This window comes from Kiloniellales bacterium (assembly GCA_030064845.1).
Taxonomy (GTDB): Bacteria; Pseudomonadota; Alphaproteobacteria; order Kiloniellales; family JAKSDN01; genus JASJEC01.
On sequence record JASJEC010000005.1, the window covers coordinates 103758 to 116405 of the forward strand.

Below are 12648 nucleotides of genomic sequence, written 5' to 3' on the forward strand. Positions count from 1 at the left end.
AAATGCGTTGTCAGCCCTCGTTCCAGACCGAGACAGGCGGTTTCCGGTCCCAGAAGCGCAGCTCTCGCTCGAGGGTCCGGGCGGCGCGCAGAAGCAGCGCTTCCTCGAAGGGACGCCCGATCAGCTGGATGCCGATGGGAAGGCCGTTGGAACAGGAACCGGCCGGCAGCGTGATGGCGGGAAAGCCGAGCAGGTTGACCGGCCGAGAGCAATGGCCCGAGGCGATCACGAAATCCGAGAAGCCCGGATTGCCGCTCAGGTCCGACTCCGCGATGGTCGGCAGCCGGTACGGCCACATCGGCGTCAGAATGAGATCGACCTCGCGGAAGACGCCTTCCAGGGTTTGGCGCGCGAAACGGCGGCGAAACTCCAGGGCGCGCAGATAGGCCTCGGCCGGGATGAAGAGACCGGCCATCAAGCGGCCCAGGGTTTGCGGCCCGTAGTCCTGTGCCCGGTCCTTCAGCCAGCCGCCGTGCACGGCCGCGCCCTCGACGGCGATGACGGTCGTTGCGACGCGGTTGGCGCGCGCGACCTCCGCTACGGTCACGCCTTTTTCGCGGGCGCCCAGCACCGACAAAGCCTTTCGCGCGACTTCGAAAGTCGCGGCGACGTCCCGGTCGATCGGGCGGAGGAAGTAGTTTTCCGGAACGCCGAGGCGCAGGCCCTCGATTCCTTCCTCGATCTCCAGGAGGTAGTCCGGGATCTCGACCCTGGCGGAGGCCGGATCTTGGGGGTCGTGGCCGGCGATGGCCTGAAGCACGATCGCGCAGTCGCGCACGGTCCGGGTCAAGGGCCCAACGGTATCGAGGCTGTGGGACAGCGGGATCACGCCGGAGCGGCCGAGCAGGCCGGAAGTGGGCTTGAGACCGACCAGCCCGCAGGCGGCGGCCGGCAGACGCACCGAGCCGCCGGTGTCCGAGCCCAGGGCCGCGGGCAGCAGGCCGGCGGCGACCGAGGCGGCCGAGCCGCTGGAGGAGCCGCCGGTGACGTAATCGGGGTTCCAGGGATTGCGGACATGGCCCGTGATCTCGTTGTGCCCAGTGGTGCCGAGGCCGAACTCGACCGTGTTCAGCCGGCCGCAATCGATCGCGCCGGCCTGGTCGAGCCGCCGGCAGACCTGGGCGGTGTCCCGCGCCCGCACGCCCTCGAGAAGACGGGAGCCCGCTTCGATAGTCCACCCCTCGCGAAGGTAGAGATCCTTGTGGGCCAGTGGGATGCCGGACAGGGGAGGGCTTGCCGCGCCTCCTCCTGTTTCCCGCCGGGCGGCGGCCGCCAGAGCGTGGTCCGGTTCGGTGCGCGCCAGGGCGTTCAGCCGCCGGCCTAGGCCTTCCAGCCCCTCGATCGTCCTTGCCGTCAGGTCCGACGCGGTCAGGGCGCCGGCCCGCAGGCCCGCCGCCTGTTCCTCGATCGTCAGGCCGAGGGTCACGGCGTCTTCTGCTCCCGCAGGCGAGACGTGAGGATCAGAGGGAACTCCTCCGGAGCGAGCGGATCTTCCGGGCTGAAGTCAACGCCCTCGAGCGCTTCCGTCATTCGTCGCGCGGCCCGCTTGGCGTCGGCGATCTTCTTGCGCGACACGCTCTGGGCCGCGAGTAGCTCTTCCCAGTCCTTGGCGCTCATGGCCAACTCCTGCCCGATTCCTGGACTTCGAGCCTAAGCCGTAGCGGAGGAACGCGGAAGCGGAAAGCCGGTCGCCGCCGTCGCGCTTAGCCGTTCGACCACTTGACCTGGAACTCGATCTCCTCTTCCCCGTTGCCCAGCTCGTGCTCGACGGTGAATTCGGCGCGGACGGGGAGGTAGATCCGCTCTAGAATGTGCCGTTCGAAGGGGAGAGCGGTCATGGCGAAGGAAGCGATTGTCGCCGCGCACTACGAGGCCGAAGGCCTGGTCGCGGCGATCCGCGAGGGTCTGGAGCGCAGCGGCAAAGCGCCGAAAGCGGCGACCATCGAGGATCTCGCGCCGGTCGACGAGTTCCATATCGGCGGGCGCCAGGCTTCCGAGGACTTCCTCGGCCAGCTCGGCCTGAGCGCGGAAGATCACGTGCTCGACGTGGGGTCGGGCCTCGGCGGTCCGGCGCGCTACACCGCCCAGCGCTGGGGGGCGCGGGTGACCGGGATCGACCTGACGGCGGCCTTCGTCGAGACCGGTCGGGTCCTGACCGGCTGGGTCGGCCTCGACGAGCGGGTCGCGCTGCACCAGGGCAGCGCGCTGACGACGGGCTTCGAGGACGCGGCTTTCGACGCGGCCTACATGCTGCATGTCGGCATGAACATCGCCGACAAGGAGGCGCTCTTCGCCGAGGTCGCGCGGGTCACCCGGCCGGGCGGGCTGTTCGGCGTCTACGACGTCATGGCCACGAGTGACGAGCCGCTCAGCTACCCCGTGCCCTGGGCCGCGACGCCGGAGACCAGCGCCCTGGCCGGTCCCGAGACCTACCGGCAGGCCCTGGCCGGGGCCGGCTTCGCCATCGTCGCGGAACGGGAGCGCCGCGGCTTCGCGCTCGACTTCTTCGCCACCTTGAGAAAGAAGACCGAGGCCGCCGGCGGACCGCCGCCGCTCGGCCTCCATCTGGTCATGGGCGAGAGCGCGCCGGTCAAGATCCGCAACATGGTCGAGAACATAACGGCCGGCCGCATCACGCCGGTCGAGATGATCGCGCGGAAAACCGGCTAGAGCAGATCCGGGTTTGACTGAATCGCCGGAGGCGATCCATCAAACCCGGTGAATCTGCTCTAAACCTATGTCGTAGAGCGGATTCACATGTTTAGTTAGCAACCACGAAGTGGTTCCATCTAAACATGATCCGCTCTAGCGCCGGTTCCGAACCTGCCGCAAGGCTCTGGAAAGCCTGCAAGCCAATGATTATATGAGCTAAAACGGGATCGGCGCCGATCAAGAAGCGCCGACCGGCAGGGTTTCTTCGCGTCTGTAATCGCAACCGGACCGAAAGGAAAGTCGGCCCATGGACTCCAGCGCGAAGGACCTCAACAGCCACTACAGGCCCCGCTCGGCGAGCGACCGCATCGCCTACGGTTTCGTCAAGCTGCTCCGCTTCTTCGCCGATCTCTTCTTCGCCAAGCGCTATGGCCACCGGGCCGTCGTCCTGGAGACGGTCGCGGCGGTTCCCGGCATGGTCGGCGGACTGCTCCAGCACCTGAGCTGCCTCAGGCACATCCGCGAGGACCGGGGCTGGATCCGCACCCTGCTGGACGAGGCCGAGAACGAGCGCATGCACCTCATGACCTTCGTCGAGATCGCCAAGCCGAGCCTCTTCGAGCGCGTCCTGGTCATGCTGACCCAGGCGGTGTTCTACAATCTCTACTTCTTCCTCTACCTCTTCTCGCCGAAGACCGCGCACCGCATCGTCGGTTACTTCGAGGAGGAGGCCGTGATCAGCTACACCCAGTACCTCGAGGAGATCGACGCCGGCCGCCACGAGAACGTCGCGGCGCCGCAGATCGCGATCGACTATTGGGGGCTGGCGCGCGACGCCAGGCTGCGCGACGTGGTCATCGCAGTGCGGGCAGACGAGGCCGGGCACCGCGACGCCAACCACGGCTTCGCCGACACGCTGGCGGGGCGCGGCGGCGCCGAGGTGGTGCCGATCGAGGCCGGCCGCGACAAGGCGGCCGCTTAACAGGTTAGGGCGCGTTCGCCGGGTCGATCCGAGCGGCCCGGCGACGCCGCGCTGCTTCAAGCGTTATGGCCGTTGAAGGGCCCGATCTTGCGGGTGCGATGCTCGACCTGGAAGACGTTGCTGTAGAGGTGGGCGATCCACTGCTTGCCCTCGGTGGTCAGGTTCAGGAGGTGCAGCGCGGTCTGGATGTAGGGCTCGACCTTGTTCCAAAAGAACTCGGGATAGGCGTCGGCCAGATCGCTCGGCGTCTCGTACCCGAGCGCGTCGTTGACGCCGATTTCGGCGAACTCGTGGAACAGGGCATTGTTCTTGCGGTGATAGAAGGGGTCGGCCAGCTGGCCGATCAGGTCGGCCGCCCTCACCAGACCGGCCTCGGTATCGGTCTCCTGGTGGTCTTCGTCGTCGGGGATCGGGAAGCGGGTCAACTCGATGGCGCGGGCGATCCGTTCCGCGTCGAGGAACGGTGAGGGGCCGAGTCGTTCGCGCATGTAGATCTTGCCCCGCTCGATGTGATAGGGGCCCAGGAAGGCGTCGGAGGCGCCGCGCGGCGGAGTCACCCGGCCGCCGTTTTCGTCGATTACGAGGCTGTCGTCCCGATCCTCGCGGCACACCCCGCGGACATAGCCGATGTCGTGGGCGAGCGTCGCGAAGGTGAAGTGCAGCCAGTCTTCCGGCGTGACGCGGGTGACCAGCAGGTGTCCGCGCAGAATGTCCTGCCCGACCAGCGTGACCATCATGGTGTGCTCGACGTTGTGGTAGAGCGCGTCGCTATTGCCGATCCGTTCCAGCACGAGGTGCGCTGCGCCGCCCAGGATGGCGGCATACTCCGGCTTCTGGTCCCTGAAATACTGCAGGTAGGTGTCGCGCAGCACGTCACCGAGCGCGTCCGACGATAGCATCACAGGATTGATCATGGCCTTGCCGTCCTTTCAAGCGGCGGTGGTTCAAGACACCGGGTTCGGCCAGTCCTGCTGTTGGCGCTGCTAGAAGAGTAACGCCAGTCCGTTCGTCCCACCTAGATGAATCTTGCCCCGGTGCCCGACTCTCGATCGGCTGCGAGGCTTAAAGGCGCGCCTGAACCTCGGCGCTCCGCAGGTGCTCGACCAGGTGGTCGACCACGGCCCGGACGCGTGCCGAGGTCTGGCCCGCCTCCTTGTGCACGACGTGAATTGGCAGCGGCGCCGGAGCGTAGGCGTCGAGCAGGGTCTTCAGCGTGCCGCGCGCGCGCTGATCGGCGATCATGTAGGACAGGACCCGCGTGATGCCGCGCCCCGCCTCGGCGGCGAGGATGGCCGCGTCGGCCGAGTTCACCAGGAGGCGCGACCCGGTGCGCACCGCCCGGCCCTGGCCCTCCTGCTGGAAGCTCCAGCCGCCGCCCGTCGCGAGATGCATGAAATCGATCGTCTCGTGATCGCCGAGATCCTCCGGTGCCTCGGGCCTTCCCCGCGCCGCCAGATAGGCCGGCGACGCGCAGAGCACCGGGCGCACTTGGCCGACGCGGACCGCCGAGAGCCCGGAGTCGGGGAGTTCCGCGATCCTGATCGCCACGTCGACGCCCTCGTTCATCAGGTGGACGACCCGGTCCAGGTAGAGCGTGGTGATCGAGAGCGCCGGATGGCGGTCGAGGAGGTCGAGCAGGATGGGCATCAGAATGTCGCGGCCGAACAGAAGGGAGGCGGTCACCGTGACGCGGCCGCTGGGCGCGTCGTGGATCCCGGCGGCCTGGCGGTCCGCGTCCGCGACCTCGGCCAGGATTCGCCGGCAGTCCGCGAGGTAGCGCCGACCCGCCTCGGTCAGTCCGACCGTGCGCGTGGTTCGGAACAGCAGGCGCGCGCCGAGCCGCGCCTCGAGCGCCGACACCGCGCGGGTGACCGAAGGAGCGGACATGCCGAGCCGGCGCGCCGCCGGCGCGAAGCCGTTCTCTTCCGCGACCGCGACGAAGGCGGCCATGGTCTGAAACCGGTCCATGGATTATTGCCCAAATTGGAATAATTAATTGCCAACTATGCCTATTCCTATTCTTTGTGGAAAGGGCCATGTCTCTTCTCGTAACGCGAACGAACCGCCGCGGCGGCCCGCACGCCGGCCGCGCAGAACCGGAGAGGAGCTGAGTTATGTCGAGCGAACCCCTTACCCGAGGCGCCCACCACATCGGCCTCACCGTGCCCGATCTGCCTGCGACCCGCGGGTTCTTCATCGAGACCCTCGGGTTCTCCCAGGTCGGCGAAGTCGCGGATTACCCCGCTGTCTTTCTGACCGACGGCACGACGATGGTCACCCTGTGGCAGGCGGAGAATCCGCAGACGGCGGTGCCCTTTGACCGCAAGAACGTGATCGGTCTGCACCATTTCGCCCTAAAAGTCGGGGACGGCGGCGCGCTCGACGCGCTGCACGGAAAGCTGGCGGATACCGCGGACGTCACCGTCGAGTTCGCGCCGGAGTCCCTGGGCGGTGGGGCGACCCGCCACATGATGTGCACGATCCCCGGCGGCATCCGCATGGAGTTCATCGCCCCCGCCGGCTGAGGCGGGATGACTTGGAACTGGAGAGCGTCATGGCGAGCGACGGAGCATCCCCCTTCCACCCCGGAGAGCGGCAGGTCCAGGAACGGCTCGGAGTCCGTGACAAGATCGAGGACTTCGCCCGGCGCGTGGTGCGCGACCACATGCCCGACCAGCACCGCGACTTCTATGGCGAGCTGCCCTTCCTAATGCTCGGCACGGTCGACCGCCAGGGCAGGCCCTGGGCCTCGCTGGTCGCCGGCGGGCCGGGCTTCGTCTCGACGCCCGACGCGCGGACCCTGGCCGTTGCCGCGGCGCCCCTGTCCGGCGATCCGCTGCAGGAGACGCTGCAGCCCGGCGCCGACGTCGGAGTTCTCGGCATCCAGCTCGAGACGCGGCGCAGGAACCGGATCACCGGCAAGATCGCCTCGGTCGGGCCGGAGGGCTTCGAGATCGCCGTCGGTCAGGCCTTCGGGAACTGCCCGCAGTACATCCAGACCCGCGCGGTCTCGATGCGGCCAGATCGCGCGAGCGGCGCGGCGCCACCGCCTCCCGTTCGGTCGGACCGCTTCGACGAGCGCACCCGCGCCCTGATCGAAGCGGCCGATACGCTGTTCATCGCCACGGCTTACGCGGAAGACCCTGACACGCCGACCCAGGGGGCCGATGTCTCGCACCGCGGCGGCAAGCCGGGCTTCGTGCGCATCGAGGACGACCGCGGCTTCGAGTTTCCCGATTTCTCGGGCAACAACCATTTCAACACGGTCGGCAACATCCTGCTCAACCCGAAGGCCGGCTTCCTTTTCCTCGATTTCGAGACCGGCGACTACGTCACCATGAGCGGTTCGGCGGAGATCGTCTGGGAAGGCGACGAGGTCAAGGCCTTCACCGGCGCCGAGCGCCTGATCCGCTTCCGCGCCGAGACCGTGATCCGGGTCGAGGGCGGCCTGCCGCTCCGCTTCGACTTCGACAGCTATTCGCCCATGCTGGCCCATACGGGAAGTTGGGCGCGGGCCGCCGAGGCCATCGCGGCCGAGCGGGAGCGCAACCAGTACCTCGCCTATGACGTTGTCGACATCAGGCAGGAGAGCCAGGCGATCAAGTCCTTCACCCTGCGCCGGGCCGACGGCAAGGCCCCGGCCGGCTACGAGCCGGGCCAGTACCTGCCGATCCGCGTCCAGCTTCCGGGCACGGACTCGCCCGCGCTGCGCACCTACACCGTGTCCCAGGCGCCCGACGGCGAGACCTATCGCCTCTCGGTGAAGCGCGAGGGGGGCGACGCGCTGGTCTCCCAGTTTCTGCACGACCGGGTCGAGACCGGCTTCCGTCTCGAAGCCATGGCGCCGCGCGGCCACTTCGTGCTGGACCGAGCGAGCGAACGCCCCGTGGTGCTGATTTCCGGCGGGGTGGGGATAACGCCGATGATGGCCATGGTGGAATCGATCGTGCAGGAGGCGGCGCGCACCCGGAACCGACGCCCGACCTACTTCGTACACGGCGCGCGGAACGGCGGGCTCCTGGCTTTCGGCGCGCGTCTTCGGATGCTCGCCGAGGAGAACGATTTCCTCACGACCCACATCCGTTTCAGCGACCCCGGCCCCGGCGACCGCCTCGGCGAGAGCCACGACAGCGAGGGACGGGTCGACGTCGGCCTGCTGAAATCGCTGCTGCCGCTGGACGACTACGACTTCTACCTCTGCGGCCCGGCGGCCTTCATGCAGGCGCTCTACGACGGCCTGGTCGGCCTGGGGATTCGGGATGAGCGGATCCACTACGAGTCCTTCGGCCCTGCCACGGTCTTGAAGCACGACCCCGAGCCGGCGCGGCCGCCGGCCACGGGGAAGACGGTCGACGGACCCGTGGCCGTGCGTTTCGCCGAGTCCGAGTCCGAGGCCGAATGGTCGCCGGAAAAGGGAACGCTGCTGGAACTGGCCGAGCAGGCGGGGCTGGCACCGGCCTTCTCCTGCCGGAGCGGAGTCTGCGGCACCTGCGCGACCCGCATGCTCTGCGGCGCGGTCGACTACCTCGAGGAACCGAGCGGGCCGAGAGCCGACGACGAGGTGCTGATCTGCTGCGCGACGCCGCGGCCCGGCGCCGGCGCCGCCTCCTGCGGCGAGGACCAGGGAGTCGTGCTCGCTCTCTAGAGCGGATCATGTCTTGACGGAAATGCTTCGCGATTTCGGCAAGAACATGTGAATCCGCTCGATATCAATTTGTTAGAGCAGATTCACCGGATTTGTCGGGTCGCCTTCGGCGATTCCGTCAAACTTGGATCTGCTCTAGCCTCGGGGCGGGTCCGGTGATTCCCGCGTTGCGGCGGTAGGGCGGCATCGGCTAGGACTTGCGCTGCCTGTTCATCGCCCCTGGATGGCGCAGTATGAACCTGGAGCTCCCGACCGAACGCCTGCTGCTGCGGCCCCTCGCGGAGTCCGACCTGGACGTGGCCCTCGCAGTGCTCACCGATCCCGAGGTCATGCGCTACGTGGTTGAACCCTTCGCGCGGGAGCGGGTGGTCGCCGAGATGCAGGTCGCGGTCCGCCGCGGCGGGGGCGGGTGCATCGGCATCTGGTGCGTCACCCGCCGCGAGACCGGCGAGAAGCTGGGCACCGCCGTCCTCCTGCCGCTGCCGATCGAGGAGGAGGACACCAACTGGGACCTGGTCGGCGGACTCGACATCCCGGACGGCGAGATCGAGGTCGGCTACCTGCTGAAGAAGTCCGCCTGGGGGCGGGGCTACGCCACGGAGACGGCGCGGCGCCTGCTGCGCTTCGCCTTCGAGGACACGCCCCTCGAGGAGGTGGTCGCGGTGACCGATCCGGACAACCATGCCTCCCAGCGGGTGCTGCGTAAGAGCGGCATGATCGACGAGGGCCTGCGCCGCGCCTATGCCGGCGAGACTTCCGGCTTTCGCGCGCGGCGCGGCGACTGGCTCGACTGGCGCCGCCGTGAGCTCGGAGAGCCATGAGCCGGGAGCAACTGCCGCGGTGGGAACACCTCGGACCTGCCCGACTGGCCAGGCCATTTCCTACTCGCCGATAGCCGCTTCGTCGAGGAGCCGCCCTGGGAGAACGAGTTCATCGCCTTGCCGGTCAAGGCCGAGCGGGATGACCGGAGCAACGAAGCGCTGATATGCCAGGAGGGTGATTGCTCGGCCTGCGGCGCCAGTATCCGGAGCTGGTCGAAGCGCGCCGAGTGCCCGGTCTGTGGCGAGACCGTGGGCTGTACCTGAAACAGCTCAACCATCGTCGTTGCTGGCATAGAGCGTGCTCTCAACTCCGAAATAGCCGTCCCAGGCGAACCAGTAGCTCACGTGGCCGGGGACCCGCGCCAGGCGGGTGCCGCCGGGTCCAACCAGTGCCTCCTCCTCGATGCTCCAGGTGCCTTCCGGGCTCTCCAGACGGTCCGCCGCGTCGCCCTCGGCGAAGCTGATGCTGCCGCGCTCGTAGGCGCGCACGGTGCGGGTCTCGGCGTCGCCGACAAGGACGATGTTGCGCTCGCCGATCCGGTCGTTGATGACCGCCTGCTCGCGGAAAGCTTCGACCGGCCAAGCCCGGGCGACGCCGACGTCACGGACGCCGAAGACGTAGTCCTTGCGCACCAGCCGCTCCTCGTCGCGCACGATCGCCGGGAACATGAGGTCGGGGCTGGCGAAGTAGTCCCGGTAGACGACGCCGGGGCCGTAGTCGCGGCTGAAGCCGGTCTCCAGGGAGAGGACCCGGGTTCGGGGATGGCGCTGCCGCCACTTGGCCCAGGAGGTAATCGCCATGGGACGCACCTTCAGGGCGATCCCGCTGTCGGCCAGGGGCCCGGTGACCGGCTCGCCGGTGAACTGGTTCCACAGGCTGTCGGTCTCGCGGTCGAACATCAGCTTGTTCGAGCGGTAGAGAAAGCCGGAGGAGCCGAAGACGAAGGGCTCCGCCCGGCCGGGGACCTGGGTCTCGAACAGGATCCCGGCGCCGCAGAGCGTGCAGTAGGCGAGGGCGACCGGGACGCCGCCGATCACCTCGTTGAACATCTCGTGCCAGCCCATGATTCGCAGGGGGTAGGCGCGGGCGTCGCCGTTGATCTCGACGCCGAAGACGAGGTCGTCGTCCAGCAGGTAGCCGGCCTCGTCAGCGGCGAGGAGCGGCGGATTGTCGAGCGACGGGATGCCGTCGACCGCGACGCCGCCCCAGGTGATCTCCTCCAGCCGGATCCTCATGTTCTCGGGGCGCCCGCGCTCCTCGCCGAGGAAGCGCAGGAAGCGCGGGTCGATCCGCTCGAAGATGCCGAGCTTCAATGCGCGGTAGCTCGGGTGGGGCATCACTTCGGGATGTGCTTCCTGCCACAGCATGGCCTCGTGCCAGCTCGCGATCTCCTCGCCGGTGAGCGCTTCCAGCGCCTCGAGCAGGGCCGGGTCGTTCCGCGTATAGCGGGTGGCCAGGATGAGCGACGGCACGATGTCGCGTTTGCCGCGCGCGACCAGCGCGTCCAGCGCCTGGTCGCGATCGGCAGAACGGCCGAAGACGGCCCGCTCGGCGAGCGCGCCGACCTCCGCATCGCTCGGGGACGGCGCTTCCGCCTGCGCCGCCGTTGCAGCGATGCCGAAACAGAGGATCGCCGCGGACAGCCGACTCGTAACTCTACCGCTCATGTGGGCCTCCCATCGTCATGAGCTTGGCATATGGCGAGCCAGACGGCCGAACCGAGGCCGCTTCACCGGCTTGTGTGCGGATTTGAAGGCCGCGCGCGCGACTTCGCCGGTTTGCCGGGAAACGAGAATGTCGCAGCCACGGAGACCGCCACGCTGCTATACTCCCGCGCTTCGGGGCCGGTCGGCCGCGGTGAAAGAAGATTGAGGAGGCAGGTATGGACAAGCTCAGGCAACTGGAACGCGCGCTGGCGGAGAACCGCATCAGCCGCCGCGATTTCCTGGCGCAGGCGACCGCTCTGGCGGGCGGCGCGGCGCTTTCCACCGCGCTGATCAGCGGCGAGGCGCTCGCGGCCACGCCCAAGCGGGGCGGCACGGTCAAGATCGGCTGTTCGGGCGCGAACACCTCGGACAGCTGGGACGGCGGGACCCACTCAGACATCTTCATGCAGATGGCCGCCCACGGTATGGTCTTCGACTGCCTGACCGAGGTCCGGGCCGACGGCTCTCTGGCCGGGGAGCTGGCCGAGAGCTGGGATGCCTCGGACGACGCGACGATCTGGACTTTCAAGCTTAAGAAGGGCGTCGAATTCCACAACGGCAAGTCCTTCGGCGCGGACGACGTCATCGAGTCGCTGCAACACCACGTCAGCGAGACCTCGAAGTCCGCGGCCAAGCCGATCGTCGCCGCGATCCAGGACATGAAGAAGGACGACGACCACACGGTCACCTTCACGCTGAAGAACGGCAACGCCGACTTCCCCTATCTGCTGAGCGACTACCACATCCTGATCTACCCGGCGGGGATGATGGACGAGGCGATTCGCAAGGGGATCGGAACCGGCGGCTACGTCAGCGAGAACTTCGAGCCGGGCGTGCGCCTGGGCGCCCGCCGCAACGACAACTATCACAAGGCGGACAGCTGCTACTTCGATTCCGTGGAGATGCTGGCGATCAACGATCCCAACGCCCGGCAGACCGCCCTGGTGACCGGGCAGGTGCACGTCATCAATCGGGTCGATCTCAAGACGGCCCACCTCCTGGAGCGCAACCGAGACGTCGAGATCTTCGAGGTGACGGGCAACCAGCACTTCTCCTATCCGATGCACACCAACAAGGCGCCGTTCGACAACAACCACGTGCGCCAGGCGCTGAAGTACGCCTTCGACCGGGAGCAGCTGGTAAAGAAGATCCTGCGCGGCCGCGGCATTCCCGGCAACGACCACCCGATCGGGCCGGCGAACCAGTACTGGCACAAGGACCTGGAGCAGCGCAGCTACGATCCCGACAAGGCCAAGTTCCATCTGCAGAAGGCCGGGCTCGACTCCCTGACAATCGACGTATCGGCCTCGGAGGCGGCCTTCGGCGGCGCGGTCGACGCGACGGTGCTCTACAAGGAGACCGCGGCCATGTGCAGCATCAACATCAACGTGATCCGCGAGCCCGAGGACGGCTACTGGTCCAACGTCTGGCTCAAGAAGCCCTATGTCGCCTGCTTCTGGTCGGGCCGAGCGACCGAGGACTGGATGTTCTCGACCGCCTACGAATCCGGCGTGCCCTGGAACGACTCCTTCTGGCAGCACGAGCGCTTCAACAAGCTCCTGGTAGAGGCGCGGGGAACGCTGGACGAGAGCAGGCGCCGCGCGCTCTATCACGAAATGCAGGTGATCGTGCGCGACGAGGGCGGGGTCGCCATCCCGATGTTCGCCAACTGGGTCGACGCCAACTCCAAGAAGCTGGCGCACCGCGCGGAACTGGGCAACCTCTGGCAGCTCGACGGCGCGCGGCTGGCCGAGCGCTGGTGGTTCGCCTGAGGCCTGCGGGGCTCGGGGCAGCCGACGGCACCTCGAGCCCCTTTCGAGTAGAGCGGGACGGCCACGGGA

General features: G+C 67.9%; 12 protein-coding genes. 6 read left to right on the forward strand and 6 right to left on the reverse strand.

From position 1 onward, the window contains the following. Positions 1 to 10 precede the first annotated feature (10 nt). From QNJ67_03375 to QNJ67_03385, 3 genes are all read right to left on the reverse strand, one after another. Positions 11 to 1426 (reverse strand): amidase, encoded by a 1416-nt coding sequence (locus QNJ67_03375; GenBank protein ID MDJ0607990.1) that lies wholly within the window; start codon positions 1424 to 1426, stop codon positions 11 to 13. Further along, positions 1423 to 1617 (reverse strand): hypothetical protein, encoded by a 195-nt coding sequence (locus tag QNJ67_03380; GenBank protein ID MDJ0607991.1) that lies wholly within the window; start codon positions 1615 to 1617, stop codon positions 1423 to 1425. Before QNJ67_03380 ends, QNJ67_03375 begins: the two co-directional genes overlap by 4 nt. Before the next feature lie 86 nt (positions 1618 to 1703). Further along, entirely contained in the window at positions 1704 to 1838 is a 135-nt protein-coding gene (locus QNJ67_03385) for a hypothetical protein (GenBank protein MDJ0607992.1), read from the reverse strand. Here QNJ67_03385 and QNJ67_03390 point away from each other — a divergent pair. Beyond that, the gene (locus tag QNJ67_03390; protein ID MDJ0607993.1) at positions 1837 to 2670 is read left to right on the forward strand and encodes a class I SAM-dependent methyltransferase; all 834 of its coding nucleotides are present in this window, start codon (positions 1837 to 1839) and stop codon (positions 2668 to 2670) included. The genes QNJ67_03385 and QNJ67_03390 overlap by 2 nt on opposite strands. A gap of 289 nt (positions 2671 to 2959) precedes the next feature. Further along, the gene (locus QNJ67_03395; GenBank protein ID MDJ0607994.1) at positions 2960 to 3634 is read left to right on the forward strand and encodes an alternative oxidase; all 675 of its coding nucleotides are present in this window, start codon (positions 2960 to 2962) and stop codon (positions 3632 to 3634) included. A gap of 56 nt (positions 3635 to 3690) precedes the next feature. Here the strand turns inward: QNJ67_03395 and QNJ67_03400 are convergent, their stop codons facing one another. Together QNJ67_03400 and QNJ67_03405 are read right to left on the reverse strand one after the other, a co-directional pair. After that, positions 3691 to 4548, reverse strand: a complete 858-nt coding sequence (locus tag QNJ67_03400) for a hypothetical protein (GenBank protein ID MDJ0607995.1) — start codon at positions 4546 to 4548, stop codon at positions 3691 to 3693. A 148-nt stretch (positions 4549 to 4696) separates the two neighbouring features. After that, on the reverse strand, positions 4697 to 5602 hold the full coding sequence (locus QNJ67_03405) for a LysR family transcriptional regulator (protein MDJ0607996.1): 906 nt from the start codon (positions 5600 to 5602) through the stop codon (positions 4697 to 4699). Positions 5603 to 5748: 146 nt separating this feature from the next. Here QNJ67_03405 and QNJ67_03410 point away from each other — a divergent pair, with 146 nt between their 5' ends. The 3 genes from QNJ67_03410 to QNJ67_03420 all read left to right on the forward strand — a co-directional run bounded on the left by QNJ67_03410 (position 5749) and on the right by QNJ67_03420 (position 9100). Further along, positions 5749 to 6159, forward strand: coding sequence for a VOC family protein (locus QNJ67_03410; GenBank protein ID MDJ0607997.1), 411 nt, complete (start codon positions 5749 to 5751; stop codon positions 6157 to 6159). 11 nt (positions 6160 to 6170) lie between these two features. Continuing rightward, entirely contained in the window at positions 6171 to 8279 is a 2109-nt protein-coding gene (locus tag QNJ67_03415) for a pyridoxamine 5'-phosphate oxidase family protein (protein ID MDJ0607998.1), read from the forward strand. A 233-nt stretch (positions 8280 to 8512) separates the two neighbouring features. Then, positions 8513 to 9100: a GNAT family N-acetyltransferase gene (locus QNJ67_03420; GenBank protein ID MDJ0607999.1), complete on the forward strand. Its 588-nt coding sequence runs from the start codon at positions 8513 to 8515 to the stop codon at positions 9098 to 9100. Between the two features lie 270 nt (positions 9101 to 9370). Here the strand turns inward: QNJ67_03420 and QNJ67_03425 are convergent, their stop codons facing one another. Continuing rightward, a complete protein-coding gene (locus QNJ67_03425; GenBank protein MDJ0608000.1) occupies positions 9371 to 10768 on the reverse strand; it encodes a DUF3179 domain-containing (seleno)protein in 1398 nt (465 codons plus the stop codon). Between the two features lie 215 nt (positions 10769 to 10983). Between QNJ67_03425 and QNJ67_03430 the strand changes: the two genes are divergently transcribed. Next, entirely contained in the window at positions 10984 to 12579 is a 1596-nt protein-coding gene (locus tag QNJ67_03430; protein ID MDJ0608001.1) for an ABC transporter substrate-binding protein, read from the forward strand. Positions 12580 to 12648: the final 69 nt, after the last annotated feature.